The following is a 25,405-nucleotide window of genomic DNA, read 5'->3' as shown; positions in this document are numbered from 1 at the left end:
GCTCATGCCACTGCGGCATACCCGCAGTAGGGTTGTAAGCTGGCACTGCTACACTTTGGCACAATTTTTTTGAGGCCACCGTCTGGCCCTGCCGCCCGTACTGGTCTCTATGTCCCCGCTGTACAGCGCTCCGGAATTGCAGCGTCCTGGAGTAGCTACTGATCCCCCACTGCATCGCACCCTGCGTGAACAACAAATCCTGCTCGACAGCGCAGGGGTGGGTATCGTTTTCCTGCGCCAGCGCAGCGTGGTCCGCTGCAACCAGCGATACGCTGAGATTTTTGGCTACCCCAGCCCCGCGCGCCTGGTAGGGCTCAACACCGAGGCCTTCTACCCCGACCGCGAAGCATTCCGCGAGCTGGGTCGCTCGGCCTACCCAGTGTTGGCACAGGGACAGTCCTTCCGAGTGGAACGCCAGTTGCGCCGCCGTGATGGCACCCTTTTCTGGGGCAGCCTCACGGGCAGACTCATCAATCCGCATGACACCACCGAAGGCTCCATCTGGATCCTCGACGACATCGACGAACAAAAACGCGCCCAGGCCGCTCTCAGCGCGGCTGAACGCGAAAAGCAACTGCTGTTCGACAGTGCCATGGTGGGCATTGTGTTTCTGCGTGACAGGCGCCTGACCCGGTGCAACGACCACTTTGAACAAATGCTGGGGTTCCAGCCCGGCGAACTCATGGGCAGTTCGTCGCGCCGCTGGTACGCCAGCGACGAGGCCTGGGAGGAAGTAGGCCGCCGCTGCTATCCAGGCCTGGCATCCGGTCAATCCTATGAAGGCGAAGTGGAACTCTGCCGCAAGGACGGCACCCCGGTGATCTGCGAGGTTCGCAGCAAGTCCATCGACCCCGCCGACCCTTCTCAGGGCTCCATCTGGATCACGATGGACATCACCGAGCGCAAACAGGCCCAGGCAGCGCTGGCCCGCGCCCACGAGGAACTGGAACAGCAGGTGCAAGACCGCACCCGCGAGCTACGCGAAACGGTGGACAACCTGCACCGCGAGATCAACGACCGCAAGGCCGACCAGGAGCGTATCTACTGGCTGGCCCACTACGATGCGCTCACGGGTCTGCCCAACCGCGCACTACTGGCCGAGCGTGCCCAGCAGGCCATCCAGGTGGCCCAAGAGCACAACACGCCACTGGCTGTGATCTTCCTGGACCTGGACCATTTCAAGCACGTGAACGACTCGCTGGGACACCGCGTGGGCGATGCCCTGCTGGTCGAGATTGCCAAACGGCTGCGTGCTGTGGTGCGCGACAAGGACACCGTGGCACGCCTAGGCGGGGACGAGTTCATCCTGCTGCTGCCTGGCGCCAATGCCCATGGGGCGGCCCGGGTGGCAGGCAAGCTGCAAGAGGCGTCACGCCAGCACTACCAGATTGACCACCACGAGCTGACCATGGCCCCATCCATGGGTGTGGCATTGTTCCCGCAGGATGGGAGCGACTTCGACACGCTTACCCAGTCTGCCGACGTGGCCATGTACCGCGCCAAGCTGGATGGCCGCAACACCTTCCGCTTCTTCACCCCTGAAATGCAGGCCCAGTCGGTGCGCGCGCTGCAGCTGGAAAACGCCCTGCGCCGCGCCCTGGAGCGCGACCAGTTCCGACTGCACTACCAGCCCCAGATGAGCCTGGCCACAGGCAATGTTCGCAGTGTGGAGGCCTTGCTGCGCTGGCAGCACCCGCAACTGGGGCAGGTCTCGCCCGCAGAGTTCATTCCCATCGCCGAAGACAGCGGGCAGATCCTGCAAATTGGGGAATGGGTGCTGCGCACTGCACTCGCACAGCTCAAGGCCTGGCGGTCTTGCGGCTTCCCGGGGCTCACGATGGCGGTGAACCTCTCTGCCATCCAGTTCCGCCAGCCCCAGTTGCCTGAGCTCGTCAGCCGCATGCTGGCAGAGTTTGACCTTCCGCCCGACTCGCTGGAGCTGGAGCTGACCGAAGGTGTGGCCGTGGACGACCCGCATGCTGCTGTGGCGACCATGGACCAGTTGCATGCACGAGGGGTACGCATGTCCATGGACGACTTTGGCACCGGCTACTCATCACTGAGCCAGCTCAAGCGGTTCCAGATTTTCAAGCTCAAGATCGACCAGTCGTTCGTGCGCGACCTGGGCAACGACAGCAACGACCGCGCTATCGTGAGTGCCATCATCCGCATGGCACAGGCGCTGGGCATCCGCACCACGGCCGAGGGCGTCGAGACGGAAGGTCAGTTGGCCTTTCTGCATGCACAAGGGTGCGATGAGGCCCAAGGCTACCATTTCAGCACGCCGCTGCCTGCAGCGGACCTGGAGGTATTCATGCGCCAGCACCTGCATCGGGCCACCGAAGCGCACGCCCTGGCCTGAGCCCCGCGCCCCCTGCAGGCAGGGCGATGGCTCCGGCGTCCGTTCAGTCCAGCAACAGCTTCTGGAAAAATTGAGCTGATCCCATCCGGGGGTCCAGCGCATAGGCAGCAAACCCTTCGCGCTCATAGGACTGGATTGCCGCCCGGTTGCCAGACAGTACCTCCAGCGTGAGCTTGCAGGCACCGCGCCCCCGGGCCAGGGCTTCGACCTCTTGCAGCATGCGCTGGGCAACGCGATGGCCACGCCAGGCCGGCACCACAACCACATCGTGCACATTGACCAGGGGCTTGCAGGCAAAGGTGGAGAACCCTTCGAAACAGTTGACCAGTCCCACAGCCATCCCGGCATGGGGCGCAGAAGTGGCCCCCTCCTCTTCCAACCAGGCCATGACGCTGAACGCCTGGGGCTGCCGCTGGCGCAGCGCCTGGACCAACCCCTGCTTGACCTCAGCCTCCAGGGGCTTGCCACCGCCTGCCACGTCCCGCGCGTAGCCGTCCAGCAAATCCACCAGTGCGGCTGCATCGCGGGGGTTGGCGTAGTCCACGGCGCGCACGGTGATGCGGGGCAAGGAGTCTGTGGCCGGTTTCATGGATCGCTCCTGAAGATTGGCATGGCGGGAAAGAATGGCCCTACAGAGGCCTGTGCAAGAGTGACCCGCCGCTTAGCCCGCACGGGCTGCATCGGCCAGCCGCTGCGCGCAGGAACTCGCCATCTGAGCATCCTGTGCCTCCACCATCACGCGCAGCAAAGGCTCCGTGCCACTGGCACGGATGAGCACACGGCCCGAAGCCCCCAGCTCGCGCTCCACAGCCTGTGTCGTATCCGCCAGCAAGCGGTTCGACTTCCAGTCTTGGCCCGGGGTCAGGCGGACATTGAGCAGCACCTGGGGGTACAGCGTGACCTCTCTCAGCAGTTGGGCCAGCGTCTGGCCACTGCGCACACAGGCCTGCAGCACCTGCAAGGCGCTCACCAGGCCATCGCCCGTGGTGTGACGGTCCAGCGCCAACAGGTGGCCAGAGCCTTCGCCCCCCAGGATCCAGCGGTGGCGCGCCAACTCCTCCAGCACATAGCGGTCGCCTACTTTGGCGCGAACAAACTTCACCCCCCGGGACTGCAGGGCCACTTCCACCGCCATGTTGGTCATCAAGGTGCCCACCACACCGGGTACATGCTCGTCGCGCCCCATGCGATCGGAGGCCATCAGGTACAGCAACTCGTCGCCGTTGTACAGGCGCCCGGTGGCATCCACAACCTGCAGACGGTCCGCATCGCCGTCCAGCGCTATCCCGTAGTCGGCCCGATTGGCACGCACAGCACGCACCAGGGCGTCCGGGTGCGTGGCGCCCACTTCCTGGTTGATGTTCAGGCCATCGGGGGCACACCCGATCGACAGGACTTCGGCCCCCAGTTCGTGAAACACCTTGGGGGCTACTTGATAGGCCGCACCATGGGCCGCATCCACCACGATTTTCAGCCCCTTGAGGGTCAAATCCTGCGGGAAGGTGCTCTTGCAGAATTCGATGTAGCGCCCAGCGGCATCATCCAGCCGCCGCGCCTTGCCCAGATTGGCCGAGTCGGCCCACACCGGTGGCTGGGCCAGGGCCTCTTCCACGGCGAGCTCCCAAGCGTCGGACAGCTTGGTGCCCTGCGCACTGAAGAACTTGATGCCGTTGTCGGGATAAGGGTTGTGGCTCGCACTGATGACCACACCCAAGCTGGCCCGCTGGGCACGGGTCAGGTAGGCCACACCGGGTGTCGGCAAAGGCCCGAGCAGCACCACATCCACGCCCGCCGAATTAAAGCCGGACTCCAGTGCGCTCTCCAGCATGTAGCCAGAAATTCGGGTGTCCTTGCCGATCAACACCGTGGGACGTTCCTCCGTCTGCCGCAAGACACGCCCCACTGCGTGCGCCAAGCGCAACACAAAATCCGGCGTAATGGGTGGCTGCCCCACCGTGCCACGGATGCCATCGGTTCCAAAGTACTGGCGCGTCATGTTGCTGCGTCTCCTCGTGTTGATCTAGTTGTTGGCGGGACGGCTCTCCATCCCACCTGTTTAGCCGCTATGGGCGCCCTCATGAATACCCTGCGCGCCGCCCCTTCAGCCCGCCTGCTGCATGGCTGACCACACGGCCAAAGCTGCAACCGTTTCGCGCACATCGTGCACACGCACCACCGAAGCCCCGCGATCCACCGCCAGCACAGCGGCGGCCACACTGGGCACCATGCGCTGGTCTACATCCAACCCCGTCACAGCCCCCAGCGACGACTTGCGCGACCAGCCCGCCAGCAGCGGATAACCGGCCTTCTTCAGAACACCCTGCCCGGCGAGCAAGGCGAAGTTCTGCTCCACCGTTTTACCGAAGCCGATGCCCGGGTCCAGGAGAATTTGGTCCTTTTTGGCCCCTTGGGCCAGCAGATTATGCGCATGCAGCTCTAAAAATGATAGCACTTGCGGCACTACATCTCCCGTCATGGGGACCGCCTGCATGGTCTGAGGGTCGCGATGCATGTGCATCAGGCAGACACCACATTGGGGATGGGATGCCACTGCGGCCAAAGCACCCGGTTGCCGCAAGGCCCAGATGTCGTTGACGATATCGGCCCCCAGGTCCAGCACCGCCCGCATCACGGCAGGTTTGTACGTGTCCACCGAAATCGGCACGCCCAACGCCACCGCCTCGCGCACCAGCGGCACCACACGGGCCAGTTCTTCGTCCAGAGGCACGGCCGGGCTGCCCGGGCGGGTGGACTCGCCCCCGATGTCCAGGATATCGGCTCCGTCCTGGAGCAATTGCTCGCAATGCCGCAACGCCGCGACGGTAGAGGCATGGCGCCCACCATCAGAAAAGGAGTCCGGGGTCACATTGACGATGCCCATGACCTTGGGTCGCTCCAGATCGATGGAAAAGCGGGAGGTTTGCCAGATCATGAATCACTACGAGGAAGCCTGTGGAGCCAGTCGAAACGGCGCGTATGCACCGAACCCAAAAGCGCAGGAGAAGAGAAGAACAACAGCCTCAAACACAACGAAAAACGGGGCACAAGGCCCCGTGGGAACGGCGGAACCAGGCAAACCCTCAGGCCGCCGTGGGCGCGGTGTCTGCTGCCACTGCAGGGGTGCCGCCGCTGGAGTTGTCACCACCCGACGGAGGGGTGCGGGGCGTCCAGTCCTTGGGAGGACGGGGCTCCTTGCCCGCCATGATGTCGTCCAGTTGCTCGGCATCAATGGTTTCCCATTCGAGCAAAGCCTTGGCCATGGCGTGCATCTTGTCGCTGTTCTCTTCGATCAAGCGGCGCGCCAGGTTGTACTGCTCGTCGATGATGCGACGCACTTCGCCATCAACCTTCTCCATGGTCTGCTCGCTCATGTTCGTGGTCTTGGTGACCGAGCGGCCCAGAAAAACCTCACCCTCGTTTTCGGCGTAGACCATAGGCCCCAGGGCCGCAGTCATGCCGTAACGGGTCACCATGTCGCGTGCGATATGCGTAGCGCGCTCAAAGTCGTTGCTGGCACCGGTGGTCATCTGGTTCATGAACACCTCTTCAGCAATGCGGCCACCAAACAGCATGCTGATCTGGTTGAGCATGTACTCACGGTCATAGCTGTAGCGGTCCTGCGCAGGCAGGCTCATCGTCACGCCCAGGGCACGGCCACGGGGGATGATCGTGACCTTGTGCACAGGGTCGCACTTGGGCAGCAGCTTGCCGATCAGGGCGTGGCCAGACTCGTGGTAGGCCGTGTTGCGGCGCTCTTCCTCAGGCATGACCATGCTCTTGCGCTCGGGGCCCATGAGGATCTTGTCCTTGGCCTTTTCAAAGTCCTGCATCTCCACGGTGCGGGCGTTGCGGCGGGCCGCCATCAACGCAGCCTCGTTGCACAAGTTGGCCAGATCGGCACCGCTCATGCCGGGCGTGCCACGGGCAATGATTGCCGGGGCTACGTCCTGCCCGACCGGAATCTTGCGCATGTGCACGTTCAGGATCTGCTCACGGCCACGGATGTCTGGCAACGTCACATACACCTGCCGGTCAAAACGACCTGGGCGCAGCAGAGCCGCATCAAGGATGTCTGGGCGGTTGGTGGCGGCCACCACGATCACGCCCAGATTCGTTTCGAAGCCGTCCATCTCGACCAGCATCTGGTTCAGCGTCTGCTCGCGCTCATCATTACCACCGCCCAGGCCGGCGCCACGCTGGCGGCCCACGGCGTCGATTTCATCGATGAAGATGATGCAGGGGGCATTCTTCTTGGCGTTGTCGAACATGTCACGCACACGGGCGGCGCCCACACCAACGAACATTTCCACAAAGTCCGAACCCGAGATGCTGAAGAACGGCACCTTGGCTTCACCCGCAATGGACTTGGCCAGCAAGGTCTTGCCGGTGCCGGGTGGGCCAACCAGCAACAGGCCGCGCGGAATGCGGCCGCCAAGCTTCTGGAACTTCTGCGGGTCCTTCAGGAAGTCCACGACTTCCTTGACCTCTTCCTTGGCTTCGTCGCAACCCGCCACGTCCGCAAACGTGACTTGGTTATTGTTCTCGTCGAGCATGCGCGCCTTGCTCTTGCCGAAGCTGAAGGCACCGCCCTTGCCGCCACCCTGCATCTGGCGCATGAAATACACCCACACGCCAATCAGCAGCAGCATGGGGCCCCAGCTGACCAGCAGGGTCATGAGAAGCGAGCCTTCTTCACGGGGCTTCACGTCGAACTTGACGTTGTGGTTGAGCAGGTCGCCCACCAGGCCCCGGTCCAGCACTGACGCGTTCGTACGGATCTTGCGGTCATCGGTCGTGATCGCCACGATTTCACCGCCGCTCAAGCCCTCAGGGATGGTCGCGCTCTTGATGCGGTTGTTCCGGACTTCGTCAAGAAATTCGGAATAGCCGATGTGTCCGGCACTGGCGCCAGTGCGGGTGTCAAACTGTTTGAACACCGTGAACAGCACCATGGCTATAACCAGCCATACGGCAATTTTTGAAAACCACTGATTGTTCAAGCGGGGCTCCAGTTGCGGGGAACAGAAAACGGACACACTGCCGTCACGGCGTATGTGTGGCGCATTTTAGGTCTTTCAAGCCACCGGGACACCCATATTCCCACTGACGGCCATGGGATCAGCACGGGCTTTGCTGCCAAATTTCACGAATTCCTGACCGGAGGCAAGCTAACTCAGACCGCCTTCTTAAGCCCCATGCCCACGAGAAAGGTTTCTGACGACTTGTCGCGCGAAGCCTTGGGTTTGAGCGGTTTGACCACTTTGAAGGTCTGCTTGAACAAGGTCACCAGATCGTTGTATCCGCTGCCGTGAAAGAGCTTGACCACCAGAGCCCCATCCGGTTTCAAATGGTTGCAAGCAAAATCCACAGCAAGTTCCACCAGGTGGGCAATGCGGGCTGCATCGGCCGACCCGATACCAGACAGGTTGGGCGCCATGTCGGACACCACCACATCCACCACACGGCCATCGAGCGCCTGCTCCAGGCGCTCCAGCACATCGGGCTCACGAAAATCGCCGTTGAGGTAGGTCACGCCCTCGATGGGCTCCATGGGCAGGATATCCAGCGCGATGATCGCGCCATTGAGCTGCCCTGCCGCCGCACCCGTGGGGGACAGGCGCCGACGCAGGTACTGGCTCCAGGCCCCCGGGGTGGAGCCCAGGTCCACCACCGTGTAGCCCGGTTTGATGAGGCCCAATTGCTCGTCAATCTCCTTGAGTTTGTAGGCAGCGCGCGCGCGGTATCCCTCTTTCTGGGCCAATTTGACGTAGGTGTCGTTGACGTGGTCGTTCAGCCACGCCTTGTTGACCTTCTTGCTCTGGGTTTTGACTTTCATTACTTTTTTCTTTCAGCCTCGATAATACGGCCCATGCCCCAAATTCAACTGACTCCCGCCGAGCGCCGGGAACAACGCGCCAATGCCCACCACCTGGACCCCGTAGTCCTGATCGGCGGCGATGGTCTGACCCCTGCCGTCAAGAAAGAGGTGGATGCCGCCCTCAATGCCCACGGGCTCATCAAGGTCCGCGTCTTTGGCGACGACCGCCCGGCGCGCGAACTGATGTACCAGGAACTCGCCGCCGAACTCAACGCCGCCCCCGTTCAACACATTGGCAAACTGCTTGTACTCTGGCGCCCCATGCCCGCCAAGGCCAAGGCAGTGGACGAAGACCGCATGCCCGGCCCACGCGATGTCAAGGTGCTCAAGTTCAGCAAACAGGGCGGCCAACGCCCGGAAATCAAACAACTGCGCGTGCTGGGCAACCAGCGCCTGACCTCGGGTGGCCAGATAAAGCGTGCCAAGCCCAAGCAAAAATCCATCAAGAAACGCCAGGCAGACTGATGAACCGCGCGGCAGCACCTGCAGCCCCGGTCGGCGCGGCGCCTGTCCGCCACATCCTCTGCATGAAATGGGGCACGAAGTACGGCCCCGAATATGTCAACCGGCTTTACGCCATGGTCCGTCGGCACCTGAGCGGCGATTTCCGCTTTGTCTGCCTGACGGATGACAACACCGGCATACGCAGTGAGGTGCAATGCCTGCCCATCCCTCCACTCGATCTGCCGCCTGGCATTCCCGAGCGGGGGTGGACCAAGCTGGCCACCTTCAGCCGGGACTTGCATGGCCTCAAAGGCACGGCCCTGTTCCTCGATGTGGACGTGGTAATCACCGGATCGCTGGATGATTTCTTCACCCGGCCCGGCGAATTCCTGATCATCCACGACTACAAGCGACCCTGGCGCATCACCGGCAATTCGTCCGTGTACCGCTTTGAGCTGGGCGCGCACCCCGATGTGCTGGAGCATTTTCGGGGGCATTTTGCAGAGATTCGTCTGCAGTTTCGTAACGAACAAGCCTACTTGTCGGACTTCCTGCACCGCCAGGGCAAGCTCGCCTACTGGCCTGCGGACTGGTGCCCGAGTTTCAAGTACCACGGCATCCCGGCGTGGCCTACCAATTACTGGCGTGCCCCCTTTGTGCCGCCTGGTGCGCGTATCGTGATCTTTCACGGGGAATGCAACCCGCCCGATGCACTTGCCGGTCGGCGCAACCGTCGCTTTCGCTACATCCGGCCCGCCACCTGGGTTGCTGAGCACTGGCACGATTAGGCCCATAGAAAACAGCAGCTACAGCGTCACCAACAGCAGCGCAGCCCCGCTGGTCAGTTAGTGCTGTACAAAAGCCCGGGGCAATCCTGGATCGCCCCAGCAAGCACCATCAGACACTGGCCGAATCAACTTCAGACTCAGTCAAAGCCGTTTCCTGCCGCAGGGTGTGCCAAAACACCACCAGGGCGCAGACCCACTGCAGCACGTACATCACCGTCCCCACGCTGTGCCACAGACGCAGGTCCTGCCGGGCCACGATGCGAGGTGCTACGCCATACTGATTGAGCAACGCCAGCAGCAGGCCACCCAATATAAAAAGCATAGCAGCCTGCGCCCATGGGTATTGCGCTACGGTATTGCGGGGCCGAGAAATCAGCAACAACACCAGACAACATGCCACGGCCACCCAGGTCTGCGCAGCAAACAGCCGGGCCGCCATGTTGCCAGCAATGCTGGGAGACGGCAGGTAGGCAAACAACAGAGGCACCACCAGAAACCCGATGGTGGTCAAGCTGCCCCACCAGAGGGATGCCACCAGGGCGGGAAGGCGGTGGCGCATGCGCCGCACGGCGGTGTTCACAGGTAGCTCACGGCCACCACTTCGTAGCGACGGATGCCGCCGGGCGCCTGCACTTCGGCGGTGTCGCCCTCTTCCTTGCCGATCAGCGCGCGCGCGATGGGGCTGGAGATATTGATCAGTCCCTGTTTCAGATCGGCCTCATCCTCGCCCACGATCTGGTACTTCACGGTATCACCAGAGTCCTCATCCTCCAGCTCGACCGTAGCGCCAAAGACCACCTTGCCGCCGCCATCCACCCCGCTGGGGTCGATGACTTGCGCCACAGAGAGCTTGCCCTCGATCTCCTGAATGCGGCCTTCGATAAAGCCCTGGCGATCCTTGGCCGCGTCGTAGTCGGCGTTTTCACTCAGGTCGCCTTGCGCACGCGCTTCGGCGATGGCCGTGATCACGGCGGGCCGCTCCACGGTCTTGAGGCGGTGCAGCTCTTCCTTGAGCTTTTCAGCGCCGCGTTTGGTAATCGGAATGGTGGCCATTTTGTTGAGACTCCACAAATCAAAACGGTGAAAGCGCAAAGCACTTCCACCGGTCAGCCGCCGTATCACACCCCGGACGGGCCGGGCAGTGTGAAAAGGCAATCTACAAAAGGAAACCGCCGCACGTTGCCGCGCGGCGGTGTCTGGTCAGAGGCAGATTATGCCGCTTTTACCGGGCGGCAAGCCACCCCCAGGCCTCGATCAAGCGGCCAACTGGGCGTGCAGTTCCTGCACCGAGTACACGTCGAGCTTATCGAGGTACTTCATGCCCTCGACGGCCGCCTCGGCACCAAAGATGGTCGTGAAAGTCGTCACACGGGCCAGCAAGGACGAGGTGCGGATCGCACGCGAATCGGCAATCGCATTGCGACGCTCTTCCACGGTGTTGATCACCATCACGATCTCGTTGTTCTTGATCATGTCCACGATGTGCGGCCGGCCTTCGGTGACCTTGTTGACCACCACCACCGGGACACCTGCCTCAGCAATCGCTGCAGCAGTGCCCTTGGTCGCCACCAGATCGAAGCCCAGCGCCACCAGCTGACGCGCGATATCCACCGCACGGGGCTTGTCGTTGTTCTTCACAGTGAGGAACACCTTGCCCGAAGTCGGCAGCTTGGTGCCCGCACCCAGCTGGCTCTTCACAAAGGCTTCGCCAAAGGTCTTGCCCACGCCCATCACCTCGCCGGTGGACTTCATCTCGGGGCCGAGGATGGTGTCCACACCAGGGAACTTGACGAACGGGAACACAGCTTCCTTCACACTGAAGTACGGCGGTGTGGCTTCCTTGGTGATGCCCTGCGAAGCCAGCGACTGGCCCGCCATGCAGCGTGCTGCGACCTTGGCCAGCTGGATGCCGGTGGCCTTGGAAACAAACGGCACCGTGCGCGAGGCCCGGGGGTTCACCTCCAGCACGTAGATCACATCCTTGCCGTCCACTTCCTGGATGGCGAACTGCACGTTCATCAGGCCGACCACGTTCAGGCCTTCGGCCATGGCAGCAGACTGGCGCTTGAGCTCGTCCACCGTGGCTTGCTTGAGGTAGTACGGGGGCAGCGAACAGGCCGAATCACCTGAGTGCACGCCGGCTTGCTCAATGTGCTCCATCACACCACCGATGAAGGTCTTGCCTTCGGGGTCGCGCAGGCAATCCACATCGCACTCGATGGCGTCATTCAGGAAGCGGTCCAGCAGCACGGGCGAGTCGTTGCTCACCTTGACAGCCTCGCGCATGTAGCGCTCCAGGTCGCGCTGCTCGTGCACGATTTCCATCGCGCGGCCGCCCAGCACGTAGCTGGGGCGCACCACCAGGGGGTAACCCAGCGTGGCGGCCTTTTCCAGAGCCTCGGCTTCAGTACGCGCCGTGGCATTGGGCGGCTGGCGCAGGCCCAGGTCGCCCAGCAGCTTCTGGAAACGCTCGCGGTCTTCGGCCGCGTCGATCATGTCGGGGCTGGTGCCGATGATTGGCACGCCTTCGGCTTCCAGGCCCAGTGCCAGCTTGAGCGGCGTCTGGCCGCCGTACTGCACGATCACGCCGTGTGGCTTTTCCTTGTCCACGATCTCGAGCACGTCTTCAAGCGTCAGCGGCTCGAAGTACAGGCGGTCGGAGGTGTCGTAGTCGGTCGAAACCGTTTCAGGGTTGCAGTTGACCATGATGGTTTCGTAGCCATCCTCGCGCATGGCGAGTGCAGCATGCACGCAGCAGTAGTCGAACTCGATGCCCTGACCAATGCGGTTGGGGCCACCGCCCAGCACCATGATCTTCTTCTTGTCGGTGGGCTCGGCCTCGCACTCTTCCTCGTAGGTCGAGTACATGTAGGCGGTGTTGGTCGCAAACTCGGCGGCGCAGGTGTCCACGCGCTTATAAACGGGGCGCACCTTCAGGGCACGGCGTGCTTCGCGCACCAATTTCTCGGTGGTCTTGAGCAGCTTGGCCAGGCGGCGATCGGAGAAACCCTTCTTCTTGAGCGTACGCAGCGTGTCGGCATCCAGTGCGGCCAAGGCCGCATCGCCCTTGTCGGCGGCGAGCTGGTCGAGTTCGAGTTCGATCTTCACGATCTCTTCGATCTGCACCAGGAACCACTTGTCGATCTTGGTGAGGTCGTACACCTCGTCCACCGACAGGCCCATGGCAAACGCATCACCCACATACCAGATGCGCTCGGGGCCGGGCTCGCCCAGTTCCTTTTCGAGCACTTCGCGGTCCTGGGTCTTTTCGTTCATGCCGTCCACGCCCACTTCCAGGCCACGCAGGGCCTTCTGGAAGGACTCCTGGAAGGTGCGGCCCATGGCCATCACTTCACCCACAGACTTCATCTGCGTGGTCAGGCGACTGTCGGCCGTGGGGAACTTCTCGAACGCGAAACGCGGGATCTTGGTGACCACGTAGTCGATCGAGGGCTCGAACGACGCGGGCGTGGCACCGCCCGTGATTTCGTTGCGCAGTTCGTCCAGCGTATAGCCCACAGCCAGCTTGGCTGCGACCTTGGCGATGGGGAAGCCCGTGGCCTTGGACGCCAGCGCGGACGAACGCGACACGCGCGGGTTCATCTCGATGACGATCATGCGGCCGTCCTTCGGATTCACCGAGAACTGCACGTTGGAGCCGCCGGTGTCCACGCCGATCTCACGCAGCACCGCGAGCGACGCGTTGCGCATGATCTGGTATTCCTTGTCGGTCAACGTCTGCGCAGGGGCCACCGTAATCGAGTCGCCGGTGTGCACGCCCATCGGGTCCAGGTTCTCGATGGAGCAGATGATGATGCAGTTGTCCGCCTTGTCGCGGACCACTTCCATCTCGTACTCCTTCCAGCCAAGCAGCGACTCTTCGATCAGCAGCTCGTTGGTGGGCGAGGCTTCCAGGCCGCGCTTGCAGATGGTCTCGAACTCTTCAGGGTTGTAGGCAATGCCGCCGCCGGTGCCGCCCAGCGTGAAGCTGGGGCGGATCACGGTGGGGAAGCCCACGCTCTTTTGCACGGCCCAGGCTTCGTCCATGCTATGAGCGATGCCGGAGCGCGCGGAGCCCAGACCGATCTTGGTCATGGCGTCCTTGAACTTCAGGCGGTCTTCGGCCTTATCAATGGCTTCGGGCGTGGCGCCGATAAGCTCGACCTTGTACTTGTCGAGCACGCCGTTGCGCCACAGGTCGAGGGCGCAGTTGAGCGCTGTCTGGCCACCCATGGTGGGCAGGATCGCGTCGGGACGCTCCTTGGCGATGATCTTCTCGACCGTCTGCCAGGTGATGGGCTCGATGTAGGTGACGTCGGCCGTGGCCGGGTCGGTCATGATCGTCGCAGGGTTGCTGTTGATCAGGATGACCTTGTAGCCTTCTTCGCGCAGGGCCTTGCAGGCCTGCACACCGGAGTAGTCGAACTCGCAGGCTTGGCCGATGATGATCGGGCCGGCGCCGATGATGAGGATCGATTTGAGGTCTGTGCGCTTTGGCATTATTTCTTCTCCATCAGCGCGGTGAAGCGGTCAAACAGGTAGGCGATGTCGTGCGGGCCGGGCGATGCTTCGGGGTGACCCTGGAAGCAGAACGCGGGCTTGTCGGTGCGGGCCAGGCCCTGCAGCGTGCCGTCGAACAGGCTGATGTGCGTGGCACGCAGCGTGGCGGGCAGCGAGGTCATGTCCACCGCAAAGCCGTGGTTCTGGCTGGTGATGCTCACGCGGCCGTTGTCCAGGTCCTTCACGGGGTGGTTGGCGCCGTGGTGGCTGTTGTCCATCTTGAAGGTGGTGGCGCCGCTGGCCAGGGCCATGATCTGGTGGCCCAGGCAGATGCCAAAGGTGGGCACGCCCGCGTCGATGATCTGGCGCGCGGCTTCGATGGCGTAGTCGCAGGGCGCTGGGTCGCCGGGCCCGTTGGACAGGAAGACCCCATCAGGATTCATGGCCAGCACGTCGGCGGCAGGCGTTTGGGCGGGCACCACGGTGACTTTGCAGCCACGTTCGGCCAGCATGCGCAGGATGTTCTTCTTCACACCGAAGTCGTACGCCACCACATGGAAGCGGGGCTGCGCGAGAACGCCGTAGCCGGAACCCAGCTGCCACTCGGTCTGCGTCCACTCGTAACGCGATGCGGTGGTCACCACCTTGGCCAGATCCAGCCCGGCCATGTTGGGGGCAGCCTTGGCTTTGGCGATGGCTTCATCGATGAGGCCCAGCGTCACCACCTGCCCTGCGGCCAGGCCCACGATGGCGCCATTCTGGGCACCCTGGGTGCGCAGCAGGCGGGTCAGCTTGCGGGTATCGATGTTGGCAATGGCCACCGTCTTTTCGCGTACGAGGTACTGCGAAAGCGTTTCCGTGGATCGGAAGTTGCTGGCCAGAAGGGGCAGGTCTTTGATGATCAGGCCTGCAGCATGGACCTTGTCGGCTTCGATGTCTTCCGCATTGACGCCGTAGTTGCCGATGTGCGGATACGTGAGCGTCACGATCTGCTGGCAATAGCTGGGGTCGGTGAGGATTTCCTGGTAGCCGGTGATGGCGGTGTTGAACACCACTTCGCCGACCGTGGTGCCGGTGGCACCAATCGAGTTGCCGATAAAGACCGTGCCGTCTGCGAGCGCCAGGATGGCGGGCGGGAAACTTCCCTGTAGAGACAAAAGCACTGGGTTCTCCGGATGGTTACGGTCGCCCGGCGCCTGCAGGCCACCCACACACACAAGGTGCGATAGTGCCAGTGGCTGCTCTCAGATGGGTTGTTGCTTTGGGTGCGGTCGGGCGACGCTGTTGCGAGAAAAGCTCCCGATTATACCCTTGCCCCTGCACTTCACACCAAATGCATGTCTTGCATAACCTTGTTACGTAAGCAAACGTTGCCCGTGTTGCGGGCCGTGCCGGTCCACCTAGACTGCGCCGCTGATCTGCAACCACCCAAGGACACGTTTCCATGCGCCCCCTCCCCCTCACTGTGACATTGGCCCTTGTCGGCAGCCTTGCCGCCATGGCATCCCACGCCATCGAACTGGCCAAATACCCCCAGGTGTTTGTGGCCCCGCAGGGGGTGGAAGTGGTGCTGGCACCCTCGGCCGACGGCAAGCAGGCGCTGGTGCGCGTAAGTGGAATCAATGACCCCATCGACCAGGTGGTGTTCCTGAGCACCCGGGAACCCCAGGGCTCCGCGCGCGAGGTCTACACCACCCGCATCGATGGCCGCAGCTACGGTTTGCTGCACAAACAGAGCCACGCCTACCGTGGCGGAGACCACTACGTGGTGTACCTGCCTGGCAAGCGGGATGGCGTCTCCCTGACCTTCAGCGACGACAAGAGCAAGGCTTTCAAGCTGGCCGACCTGCAAGCCAGCTACGAGCGCCAGCTGAAACAGGGCCTGCAAGAGAAGCTGGGCCGCTTCGACCGTACCAAGCGGTTGGCAGGCGCCCAGGCAGAACTCGCCAAGATGGACCAGGACGCCAGCGCGTCTTGCGGCACCCCCGTAAAGACCACGGTGGACTGGGCCAGCATCGACGACGAAAAGCTGCAGAGCCTGAGCATCCCCAGTTTTTGCGGTGTGGTGGCCTCGGAGATCGACAGCCTCTGCCGCAACACCCCGCAGTTCAAACCAACGGCCGCAGGCCTGGGCCAGGTGCAGTGCCACTTCGGCCCCCGGCTCAAGATCCGGGTGGAGAACCAGCAGGTGGTGTTCAGCACCGAGAAGGACGCCCCCAACCAGGAGGAGTTTGTCCGCCAGTTCCTGCGCAACCAATAAGTCGTAAGCACAAAGGACTCACCGGGCCTGATCCGAAGGCCCTTACAGTCCAGCTCCAAATGCGGCGTGGAGCGTTTGTGGTGCCCGCGCTATCTGAGTTCAGCGGCCCGCGCCGCTGGCATGCAGGCAGATGGCTGCAGCAGCCGCCACATTCAGAGACTCCTCACCCCCCGGTTGGGCGATACGGATGCGCAGGGCGGCCCGCTCCTCCAGCGCAGCAGAAACACCCTGCCCTTCGTGCCCCATGACCCAGGCGCAAGGCCAGGGCAAGGCGGCGCGGTGCAGATAGTCGCCCGCGTGCGAGCTGGTCACCAGCAGGGGCACCTGGAGCGCCTGGACGTCCTCCAGCCCCACCCCTTCAATCAGGTCCAACGCAAAATGCGCGCCCATCCCGGCGCGCAAGACCTTGGGCGACCACAGCGCAGCACTGCCCTTGATGGCCACCACCTGCCGAAACCCGAACGCCGAGGCACTGCGCAGGATGGAGCCCACGTTGCCCGCGTCCTGCACCCGGTCCAGCACCACGGTCGCGGCATCGGGCCGCAAGGCAGCAGGGGCCGGCAGATCCAGGATGAACCCCATGCGCGCCGGAGATTCCAGACCGCTGATATCGGCAAACAGCGCATCGGCCAATACTATTGTTTTGATAGCATCCTGGGCATACTCAACGCGCGCAGACGGCCAAAAAGACTCAGAAAAAACCGCCACCGACGCGCGCAGCCCGCGCGCCAGCGCTGCGCGGCAGAGATGGTCCCCCTCCAGCCACACACGGCCTTGCTTGCGATAGGCCGTGGTGTCCTGGGCCAGGCGGCGCAGGTCCTTGACGAAGGCGTTGTCGCGGGAGTGGATGGCAATCACAGACGAAGAAGTCATCGGTAGTCTCGTGCAGCCCGGTCAGCTCGGTAGGTTCTGGGCCACCGGGGCGAACGAGCGCCGGTGGTGCACACAGGCGCCATGCTCGCGCAGGGCGGCCATGTGCACGGCCGTGCCGTAGCCCTTGTGCCCGGCAAAACCGTATTGGGGAAATTCTTCGTGCACCTGCACGCACCAGCCGTCGCGGTGCACCTTGGCCAAAATGGACGCCGCCGAGATGGACGGCACCAGCGCATCGCCCTTGACAATGGCTTCGGCGGGCACATCCAGCACGGGCAGCCGGTTGCCATCCACCAGCACCATCACCGGTTTGAGGCGCAGCCCCATCACGGCGCGGCGCATGGCCAGCATCGTGGCCTGCAGGATGTTGAGGCGGTCGATCTCTTCCACACTGGCCTCGGCAATACAGAAACACAGTGCCTTGGCACGGATCTCGTCATAGAGCTTTTCGCGCCGCGCGGGGGTGAGCTTCTTGGAGTCGGCCAGGCCTGCAATCGGATGCAGGTCATCAAGGATGACGGCAGCAGCCACCACGGGCCCGGCCAGAGGGCCCCGGCCCGCCTCATCCACCCCAGCCACCAGGCCGGGCGGATGCCAGGGCAGGCAGGCCTGCTCAGGCAGCGGGGGAGAGGATTTTCTGGATCGCATCGGCAGCCAATTGGGGGGTATTGCGTTGCAGGCTTTCGTGCAACGCTGCAAAGCGCTGCTCCAGCGCCGTGATTTTTGCGGGGTTGTTACTCCGTGCATCCAGCCATTCCAGCGTGGCCGCGCAGAGCGCCTGCGGTGTGGCGGCATCCTGGATCAGCTCGGGCACCACAAACTCGCGGCACAAAATGTTGGGCAAGCCCACCCAGGGTTGCAGCTGCTTGCGGCGCATCAGCCACCAGCTCAGCGGGTGCATGTGGTAGCCAATCACCATGGGGCGCTTGAACAGTGCGGCTTCGAGCGTGGCGGTGCCACTGGCAATCAGCGTGGCGTCACAGGCCGCAAGCACCGTGTGGGACTGCCCGGTGATGATCTGCACGGCATCCCCCAGGCCACAGGCCTGGGCAGCTTGCTCGATGCGAGCACGCAGCGCCGGGACGGCTGGAACTATCAATTTAATAGCTGGTCGCGCTTGGCGGACCAGCGCAGCCGCCTCAAAAAAGGGACGGGCGATGTACTGGACCTCTGAAGACCGGCTGCCGGGCAGGATGGCCAGAACCTCGTCTGCGTCCTTCAGGCCCAGTTGCGCCCGTGCTGCTGCGCGGTCTGGCACCATGGGGATCACCCCGGCCAGTGGATGGCCCACGTAGGTGGCAGCAATGCCATGCCGCGCGAGCAACTCCGGCTCGAACGGAAAAATGCACAGCACATGGTCGGCACTGCGGCGGATTTTCTCCACCCGCTCGGCGCGCCAGGCCCAGATCGACGGGCACACGAAGTGCACCGTCTTGACGCCAGCGGCCCGCAGATCAGCCTCCAGCCCCAGGTTGAAATCGGGCGCGTCCACACCAATGAACACATCGGGGCGGTCCTTGAGCAGGCGCTCTCGCAGTTGTTTGCGGATGCCCAGCAGCTCGCGCAGGCGGCGCAGCACTTCCATGCTGTAGCCATGCACAGCCAGCTTTTCGCTGGGCCACCAGGCGCTGAAGCCCCGGCGTGCCATCTGCGGGCCGCCGATGCCGCAGGATTGCAACCCCGGCCAATGGGCCTGCATGCCATCGATCAACAGACCGGCGAGCAAATCGCCCGATGTCTCGCCCGCCACCATGGCGATGCGGGGGGAAGCACTCATCACAGCCCCTCAGCGCGCGATGCCGCGCGTGGACGCATCCAGGAACGACAGCACCAGCGCGACATCGGCAGCCGCCTCGGGGTGGGCGGCAGGCAACTCGGCCATGGCGGCGCGCGCGGCCTCCAGCGTCAGCCCCTGGCGGTACAACGCGCGGTGCATCTGCTTGATGCCGGCCACACGCGCAGCCGAGAACCCCCGGCGGCGCAAGCCTTCCAGGTTGAGTCCCCGCACGGACAGCGGGTTGCCATCCACCATCATGAAGGGCGGCACGTCCTGCGACACAGCGCTGGAGAACCCGATCATGGCGTGCGCCCCGATCTTCACAAACTGGTGGATACCGGTGAGCCCGCCCACCGTGACCCAGTCGCCAATCAGCACATGGCCGGCCAGCGTGGTGTTGTTGGCCATGGTCGTGTGGTTGCCCACATGGCAGTCGTGCGCGATGTGGGTGTAGGCCATGATCCAGTTGTCGTCGCCGATGCTGGTCTTGCCACCCGCACCCGGAACACCCCGGTTGAAGGTACAGAACTCGCGCACCGTGTTGCGGTCGCCGATGACCAGCTCGGTGTCCTCGCCCTTGTACTTTTTGTCCTGCGGCTCGGCCCCCAGGGACGCAAACTGGAAGATCCGGTTGTCCTGGCCGATAGTGGTGCGGCCCTGGATCACACAGTGAGGGCCCACGGAACTGCCTGCACCGATCACGACCTGCGAACCGATCACCGCATAGGGCCCCACCGTGACAGAGGGGTCGATGCGGGCACCCGCCTCAACGATGGCAGTGGGATGAATGTTGCTCACGATCCAATGGCCAGAGTCGGTCAGCCCACGCTGCGCATGGTGCACATGAGTTCGGCCTCGCAGGCCACTTCCTCGCCCACACTCGCCACACCCTTGAACTTCCAGATGCCGCCGCGCACACGGTCAATGGTGATGGTCAAAATCAGCTGGTCGCCCGGCTCCACGGGGCGCTTGAAGCGCGCACCATCGATGCCGACAAAGTAGTAGATGTTGTTTTCATCGGGCACCTTGCCCATGGCATCAAAAGCCAGCAGCCCGGCGGCCTGCGCCAGGGCTTCGAGAATCAGCACGCCGGGCATCACAGGACGTCCCGGGAAATGCCCACCAAAATACGGCTCGTTGAAGGTGACGTTCTTGATCGCCTTGATGCGGGTGTTGCTCTCAAGCTCGATCACCTTGTCCACCAGCAAGAAGGGGTAGCGGTGCGGCAGTTGCTTGAGAATTGCGTGGATATCCATCATCGAGTTGTTCTTCCGTTCATGCTGCTTTGAGGGCCTGCTCCAGCGCCTTGATGCGCTCGCGCAGGCTGTGCAGTTGTTTGAGTGTCGCAGCGTTCTTTTCCCACCGCGCATTGTCGTCGATGGGAAACATGCCCGTGTACTGGCCAGGCTGGGTCAGTGACCGGGTGACGACGGTGGCCGCCGAGATATGTACGTTGTCGGCCAGTTCCAGGTGCCCCAGCACAATCGCGCCCCCGCCCACGGTGCAATGCGCGCCAATGGTGGCACTGCCCGCAATGCCCACACACCCAGCCATCGCTGCATGTTTGCCGATGTGCACGTTGTGGCCCACCTGGATCAGGTTGTCGAGCTTCACGCCGTCTTCGATCACGGTGTCTTGCAGCGCGCCCCGGTCGATGCAGGTATTGGCGCCGATTTCCACATCGTCGCCAATGCGGACTGCACCCAGTTGCTCAATCTTGACCCATTGCCCGTTTTCAGGCGCAAAACCAAAACCGTCGGCCCCGATCACCACGCCGGAGTGCACGATGCAACGCGCACCGATATGGCAGTCCTCGCCCACAGTGACCCGCGACTTGAGCACGGTGTCGGCCCCCACATGCGCCCCGCGCTCGACCACACACAGCGGGCCGATGGTCGCTGTGGGGTGCACCTGGGCCATGGGATCCACCACGGCACTGGGATGCACGCCAGCGGGCCGTGCGGGCGCATTGCGCTGCCGCCACAACTGGGTGGCACGCGCAAAGTAGACATAGGGGTTATCTGCCACGATGCAGGCACCCCGCGCCAATGCAGCTTCGCGCAAGGCGGGCGCCACAATGACACAGGCCGCCCGGGAGGCGGCCAGTTGCTGTTGGTAGCGGGGGTTGCTCAGGAAACTGAGGTCCCCGGGGCCTGCCACCTCCAGTGGCGCGATGCGGGCGATGGCGGTATCACGCGCCCCCCCCTCCAGCGAACCACCGAGCACATCCACAATGTGCCCGAGCAGCAAGCCGCTCACGCGTCACCTGCCCAGCGCTGTGGCTGATTACTTGGCGCCAGCAGCGGCATTCAACGCCTTGATCACCTTGTCGGTGATGTCATGCTTGGGGTTGATGTAGACGGCCTCTTGCAGGATCACGTCGTACTTCTCGGCCTCGGCCACTTGCTTGACCACCTTGTTGGCGCGCTCCAGCACCTGGGACAGCTCTTCGTTCTTGCGGGCGCTCAGGTCTTCCTGGAACTCACGGCGCTTGCGCTGGAAGTCACGGTCCTGGTCCACAAGTTGGCGCTGGCGCGTGGTGCGCTGGCTCTCGGCCATGGTGGGGGCTTCGCGTTCGAATTTATCGGTGGCGGCTTTCAGGGTGTTGCCCAGGTCCACCAGTTCTTTCTCGCGGCGGGAGAACTCCTGCTCCAGCTTGGCCTGCGCAGCCTTGGCGGTGCTGGCTTCACGGAAGATGCGATCGGTATTGACAAAACCGGCTTTGAATTCCTGCGCCTGCGCAGGGGCTGCGACGGCAACAACGCTAAGCAGCAGGGCCACAGAGAGATGGCGAGAAAAGGATTTCATTAGAAAGACGTTCCGATCTGGAATTGCAATTTTTGGATTTTATCGCCAGCGAACTTGCGCACCGGCTGCGCAAACGCCAAACGCAGCGGACCGAGCGGGGAAATCCAGCTCAGCCCCAGGCCCACGGAAGCACGCATGTCGCTGAAAGTGACTTTTTCATGCTCTCCGTACACGTTCCCCACGTCCACAAAAGTGAACACGCGCAGGGTCCGGTCGTTCCCTGCGCCCGGGAAGGGAGCAATCAGCTCCGCATTCAGGGTCACCTTCTTGGGCCCGCCCAGAGAGGCCCCTGTCACGTCGCGGGGGCCGAGCGTGCCCTGATCGAAGCCACGCACAGAACCCAGGCCACCCGAATAGAAGTTCTTGAACACAGGGAAGGGGCGGCCGTTCATGCCCTTGCCAATGCCCGCCTCACCATTGAAGGCCACCGTGAAGCGCTTGTTGAGCGGTATGTACTGCTGGTACTGGTAGTTGGCACGCACGTATCGCGCATCGCCGGCCACGGACCACTCGGAATTCAGGCGCTGATAGCGGCCCGAATTGGGGGCCAGGGCGCTATCCCGGTCGTCGCGCGACCAGCCCACCGTCAAGGGAATGGAGGTGCTGGTGTAGCCAAACTTATCGGCGTAGTACAGATAGGTCGCGGGAATGTTGGTTCCGGGCTTGATCTGGGTCTGCTCCAGACCACCGCCAAAGAACACGGTGTCGGTTTCACTGAACGGCACCCCGAAGCGCACCGAAGTCCCGGTCGTGACCAACTGGTAGTTGCCGCCCTGATCTTCATAGGGTTTGTCGGTGCGGTAGTACACGTCCAGCGTGCGTGAAATACCGTCCGGCGTGAAGTACGGATTCGTCGTGCTGAACACCAGCGTGCGGCGGTACTTGCTGGTGTTGACATCAATCCCCAGATAGTTGCCGGAGCCGAAGATGTTCTCCTGCTTGATGCCGAACGAAAGCGATGCCTTTTCAGCACTGGAAAAACCCACCCCCATCTGCAACGAACCCGTGGGCTTCTCGGCCACGTTGATCACCAGATCCACCTGGTCCGGCGCGCCCGGCACTTCCAGGGTCTCGACATTGACTTCCGTGAAGAAGCCCAGGCGGTCCACGCGGTCGCGCGACAGGCGAATCTTGTCACCGTCGTACCACGAGGCCTCGTACTGGCGGAACTCGCGGCGGATCACTTCGTCCCGCGTGCGGTTGTTGCCGCTCACATTGATGCGGCGCACATAGGCGCGGCGCGATGGCTCGGCCTGCACAACCAGCACAGCGCGGTTGTTTTCGCGGTCGATTTCCGGCACGGCCTCGACCCGGGCGAATGCAAAACCGAAACGCGCGAAGTATTCGGAGAACGCCTTGGTGGTTTCGGTCACCTGATCGGCGTTGTAGGGCTCACCGGGGCGGATGGTCACAAGGGACTTGAACTCGTCTTCACGGTCCAGGTAGTTGCCCTCCAGCCTCACCCCCGACACCACAAAACGCTCACCCTCGGTGATGTTGACGGTGATGGAGATATCCTGCTTGTCAGGCGAAATCGCCACCTGTGTGGAATCCACACGGAACTCCAGGTAGCCGCGCTGCAGGTAGTACGAGCGCAGCGTCTCCAGGTCGGCATTGAGCTTGGCACGGGAATAGCGGTCGGACTTGGTGTACCAGCTGAGCCAGCCACCCGTGTCCTGGTCGAACAGACCTTTGAGGGTGGATTCGCTGAAGGCCTTATTGCCCACCAGGCGTACTTCCTTGATGCGTGCAGGCTCGCCCTCCACCACCGTGAAGGTCAGGTTCACACGGTTGCGCTCGATGGGCGTCACGGTGGTCACCACCTCGGCGCCGTACAGGCTCTTGTTGATGTACTGGCGCTTGAGTTCCTGCTCGGCCCGGTCAGCCAGGGCCTTGTCGTAAGGGCGGCCTTCTGCAAGGCCCACGTCGCGCATGGCCTTCTTCAAGGCGTCCTTGTCGAACTCGCGGGCGCCCGCAAAGTCCACATCGGCGATGGAGGGGCGCTCTTCGACCACCACCACCAGCACGTTGCCGCTGGCCTCCAGGCGCACGTCCTTGAACAAGCCCAGGCCAAACAGCGCGCGAATAGCTGCTGCGCCCTTCTCGTCGTTGTAGTCATCACCCACCCGCAGGGGCATGGAGGCAAACACGGTGCCGGGCTCTACACGCTGCAGACCTTCCACACGGATGTCCTGCACCTTGAAAGGCTCCAGAGCCCATGCCGCATTGGCGGCAAAAACCATGGCGGCAACGGCCGATGCGGTACGCACGCCCAGGCGATTGATGTGTTTTTTCATGAATGAAGCTGGAGCCGCCATTGCAGGGCAATCGCGGCAAAAGGTTAGCCAAAGAGCCGGGTGATATCGTTGAACAGGGCGATGGACATCATGAGAAGCAGGACCGCAACGCCTCCACGCTGCAGACGCTCCATCCATGCGTCCGACACTCCCCTGCCCGTGACACCCTCCCAAAGATAATACATCAGGTGCCCACCGTCCAAGACAGGCAGCGGCAGCAGGTTGAGCACGCCCAGGCTCACGCTGATCAGGGCGAGAAACACCAGGTACTGGGTCAACCCCATGCTGGCCGAACGCCCGGCGTAGTCAGCAATCGTCAAGGGGCCGCTCAGATTCTTGAGGGAAGCCTCGCCAATCACCATGCGTCCCATCATGCGCAAGGTCAGCACCGACACATCCCAGGTCTTGACCAAGCCAGCCCAGACGCCTTCCAGCAGGCCGTATTCCACGGTCACAAACTCGGGGGGGGCGCCTACAAAGGCACCGATGCGCCCCACCGTGGCGCCCTGCTCGTGCTTGGCTTCGGGCAACACTTCCAGCGTGAGCAGCTGCCCCGCACGGTCAATGCGCCAGGCCTGTGACAGGGGTTCACTGCCGCGCAGCGACTGGCGGATCAGCTCCCGCAACTGCTGGCCATCCACCACGTCGGTGGCCCCCAGCTTGAGCACCACATCCCCCTGGCGCAGCCCAGCTCGGGCCCCCGCACCATCGGGCATAACCTCGCCCAGGACAGGACGCGTCCACGGACCCAGAATCCCGATCTTGCGGAACAGCTGTGCGTCGGCCTCCCGGCTGTCGATGCCCGACATGTCTAGCAGGATATCTCTGTGCGCAGCGCCTGCCTGCGGCTTCACATCCAGGCGCACGGTCTGGCCTTCCAGCGCGCCACGCGTGAGCAGCCAGCGCAGATCCTCGAACGAGCGGACTGGCTCCATCTCGTCGGCGCCCAGCGCTGCACGCTCCACCAGTTCGCCTCCCCGCAAGCCCGCTTTGTGCGCGACCGATCCGGCCACGGGGCTGGCCAGCAGCGCACGGGGCTCCTCCACCCCATTCCAGTTCACGATGGAGTACAGCAGCACCGCCAGCAGCAGGTTGGCCAAGGGGCCTGCCGCCACAATGGCGGCCCGCGAACGCAGAGGCTGAGTGTTGAACGCCAAGTGGCGCTCTTCGGGTGGCACGGGCGCCTCGCGCTCGTCCAGCATGCGCACATAGCCGCCGAGCGGAAAAGCACCAACCACAAACTCCGTGGGAGACCCCTTGGGTTGCCAGCGCAGCAGGGGCTGGCCAAAACCCACCGAGAAGCGCAGCACCTTCACCCCACACGCCACGGCCACCCGGTAGTGCCCGTACTCATGCACTGCAATCAAAAGACCGAGGGCCACGACAAAAGCAACAAGGGTCAGCAGCATGGCGAAATG

At 63.1% G+C, this 25,405-nt stretch carries 22 protein-coding genes; 4 read left to right on the top strand and 18 right to left on the bottom strand.

The window, feature by feature from the left end; all coding sequences use genetic code 11:
- Window positions 1-109 precede the first annotated feature (109 nt).
- A complete protein-coding gene (locus tag ACYZGB_RS07365) occupies window positions 110-2,362 on the top strand; it encodes a sensor domain-containing protein (protein WP_462387606.1) in 2,253 nt (750 codons plus the stop codon).
- A gap of 43 nt (window positions 2,363-2,405) precedes the next feature.
- Here the strand turns inward: ACYZGB_RS07365 and ACYZGB_RS07360 are convergent, their stop codons facing one another.
- The 5 genes from ACYZGB_RS07360 to ACYZGB_RS07340 form a co-directional block, all read right to left on the bottom strand.
- Window positions 2,406-2,951 carry a GNAT family N-acetyltransferase gene (locus ACYZGB_RS07360; protein WP_462387605.1) on the bottom strand — a complete coding sequence of 182 codons (546 nt, stop codon included), beginning with the start codon at window positions 2,949-2,951 and terminating at the stop codon, window positions 2,406-2,408.
- A 72-nt stretch (window positions 2,952-3,023) separates the two neighbouring features.
- Entirely contained in the window at window positions 3,024-4,358 is a 1,335-nt protein-coding gene (glmM, locus tag ACYZGB_RS07355) for a phosphoglucosamine mutase (RefSeq protein WP_462387603.1), read from the bottom strand.
- Between the two features lie 105 nt (window positions 4,359-4,463).
- Entirely contained in the window at window positions 4,464-5,294 is an 831-nt protein-coding gene (gene folP, locus ACYZGB_RS07350) for a dihydropteroate synthase (RefSeq protein ID WP_462387602.1), read from the bottom strand.
- A gap of 148 nt (window positions 5,295-5,442) precedes the next feature.
- On the bottom strand, window positions 5,443-7,362 hold the full coding sequence (ftsH, locus tag ACYZGB_RS07345; protein WP_462387601.1) for an ATP-dependent zinc metalloprotease FtsH: 1,920 nt from the start codon (window positions 7,360-7,362) through the stop codon (window positions 5,443-5,445).
- A 173-nt stretch (window positions 7,363-7,535) separates the two neighbouring features.
- Window positions 7,536-8,198, bottom strand: coding sequence for an RlmE family RNA methyltransferase (locus ACYZGB_RS07340; RefSeq protein ID WP_108616866.1), 663 nt, complete (start codon window positions 8,196-8,198; stop codon window positions 7,536-7,538).
- Between the two features lie 33 nt (window positions 8,199-8,231).
- Here ACYZGB_RS07340 and ACYZGB_RS07335 point away from each other — a divergent pair, with 33 nt between their 5' ends.
- The gene (locus tag ACYZGB_RS07335; protein ID WP_462387600.1) at window positions 8,232-8,705 is read left to right on the top strand and encodes a YhbY family RNA-binding protein; all 474 of its coding nucleotides are present in this window, start codon (window positions 8,232-8,234) and stop codon (window positions 8,703-8,705) included.
- Window positions 8,705-9,472: a glycosyltransferase gene (locus ACYZGB_RS07330; protein ID WP_462387599.1), complete on the top strand. Its 768-nt coding sequence runs from the start codon at window positions 8,705-8,707 to the stop codon at window positions 9,470-9,472. The genes ACYZGB_RS07335 and ACYZGB_RS07330 overlap by 1 nt, the downstream gene beginning before the upstream one ends.
- A 109-nt stretch (window positions 9,473-9,581) precedes the next feature.
- On the opposite strand, the gene ACYZGB_RS07325 is transcribed toward ACYZGB_RS07330, so the two are convergent.
- The 4 genes from ACYZGB_RS07325 to carA form a co-directional block, all read right to left on the bottom strand.
- Window positions 9,582-10,031, bottom strand: a complete 450-nt coding sequence (locus ACYZGB_RS07325; protein WP_462387708.1) for a DUF4149 domain-containing protein — start codon at window positions 10,029-10,031, stop codon at window positions 9,582-9,584.
- A 17-nt stretch (window positions 10,032-10,048) separates the two neighbouring features.
- Window positions 10,049-10,525 carry a transcription elongation factor GreA gene (gene greA, locus ACYZGB_RS07320; protein ID WP_094287859.1) on the bottom strand — a complete coding sequence of 159 codons (477 nt, stop codon included), beginning with the start codon at window positions 10,523-10,525 and terminating at the stop codon, window positions 10,049-10,051.
- Window positions 10,526-10,726: 201 nt separating this feature from the next.
- Window positions 10,727-13,972, bottom strand: coding sequence for a carbamoyl-phosphate synthase large subunit (carB, locus tag ACYZGB_RS07315; RefSeq protein WP_462387598.1), 3,246 nt, complete (start codon window positions 13,970-13,972; stop codon window positions 10,727-10,729).
- Window positions 13,972-15,135 (bottom strand): glutamine-hydrolyzing carbamoyl-phosphate synthase small subunit, encoded by a 1,164-nt coding sequence (gene carA / locus ACYZGB_RS07310; RefSeq protein ID WP_462387597.1) that lies wholly within the window; start codon window positions 15,133-15,135, stop codon window positions 13,972-13,974. Before carA ends, carB begins: the two co-directional genes overlap by 1 nt.
- A gap of 281 nt (window positions 15,136-15,416) precedes the next feature.
- Between carA and ACYZGB_RS07305 the strand changes: the two genes are divergently transcribed.
- A complete protein-coding gene (locus tag ACYZGB_RS07305; RefSeq protein WP_462387596.1) occupies window positions 15,417-16,232 on the top strand; it encodes a hypothetical protein in 816 nt (271 codons plus the stop codon).
- A gap of 99 nt (window positions 16,233-16,331) precedes the next feature.
- Here ACYZGB_RS07305 and ACYZGB_RS07300 read toward each other — a convergent pair whose 3' ends face one another.
- From ACYZGB_RS07300 to rseP, 9 genes are read right to left on the bottom strand one after another with little or no spacing between them, the layout of a single operon-like run.
- Window positions 16,332-17,105, bottom strand: a complete 774-nt coding sequence (locus ACYZGB_RS07300) for a TrmH family RNA methyltransferase (protein ID WP_462387595.1) — start codon at window positions 17,103-17,105, stop codon at window positions 16,332-16,334.
- A 21-nt stretch (window positions 17,106-17,126) separates the two neighbouring features.
- Window positions 17,127-17,753 (bottom strand): ribonuclease HII, encoded by a 627-nt coding sequence (rnhB, locus tag ACYZGB_RS07295; protein ID WP_462387594.1) that lies wholly within the window; start codon window positions 17,751-17,753, stop codon window positions 17,127-17,129.
- Window positions 17,719-18,882: a lipid-A-disaccharide synthase gene (gene lpxB / locus ACYZGB_RS07290; RefSeq protein ID WP_462387593.1), complete on the bottom strand. Its 1,164-nt coding sequence runs from the start codon at window positions 18,880-18,882 to the stop codon at window positions 17,719-17,721. The genes rnhB and lpxB overlap by 35 nt, the downstream gene beginning before the upstream one ends.
- Before the next feature lie 9 nt (window positions 18,883-18,891).
- On the bottom strand, window positions 18,892-19,680 hold the full coding sequence (lpxA, locus tag ACYZGB_RS07285; RefSeq protein WP_462387592.1) for an acyl-ACP--UDP-N-acetylglucosamine O-acyltransferase: 789 nt from the start codon (window positions 19,678-19,680) through the stop codon (window positions 18,892-18,894).
- Window positions 19,681-19,700: 20 nt separating this feature from the next.
- Window positions 19,701-20,141 carry a 3-hydroxyacyl-ACP dehydratase FabZ gene (gene fabZ / locus ACYZGB_RS07280; RefSeq protein WP_063459515.1) on the bottom strand — a complete coding sequence of 147 codons (441 nt, stop codon included), beginning with the start codon at window positions 20,139-20,141 and terminating at the stop codon, window positions 19,701-19,703.
- 16 nt (window positions 20,142-20,157) lie between these two features.
- Complete coding sequence (gene lpxD / locus ACYZGB_RS07275) at window positions 20,158-21,141, bottom strand: UDP-3-O-(3-hydroxymyristoyl)glucosamine N-acyltransferase (protein WP_462387591.1); 984 nt, start codon at window positions 21,139-21,141, stop codon at window positions 20,158-20,160.
- 27 nt (window positions 21,142-21,168) lie between these two features.
- The gene (locus ACYZGB_RS07270; RefSeq protein WP_462387590.1) at window positions 21,169-21,690 is read right to left on the bottom strand and encodes an OmpH/Skp family outer membrane protein; all 522 of its coding nucleotides are present in this window, start codon (window positions 21,688-21,690) and stop codon (window positions 21,169-21,171) included.
- Window positions 21,690-23,987 (bottom strand): outer membrane protein assembly factor BamA, encoded by a 2,298-nt coding sequence (gene bamA / locus ACYZGB_RS07265; RefSeq protein WP_462387589.1) that lies wholly within the window; start codon window positions 23,985-23,987, stop codon window positions 21,690-21,692. Before bamA ends, ACYZGB_RS07270 begins: the two co-directional genes overlap by 1 nt.
- 44 nt (window positions 23,988-24,031) lie before the next feature.
- Window positions 24,032-25,396 (bottom strand): RIP metalloprotease RseP, encoded by a 1,365-nt coding sequence (gene rseP / locus ACYZGB_RS07260; RefSeq protein ID WP_462387588.1) that lies wholly within the window; start codon window positions 25,394-25,396, stop codon window positions 24,032-24,034.
- Window positions 25,397-25,405: the final 9 nt, after the last annotated feature.

It is taken from the genome of Acidovorax sp. Q11 (assembly GCF_054950075.1).
This window is presented reverse-complemented; position numbering and strand designations above follow the sequence as displayed.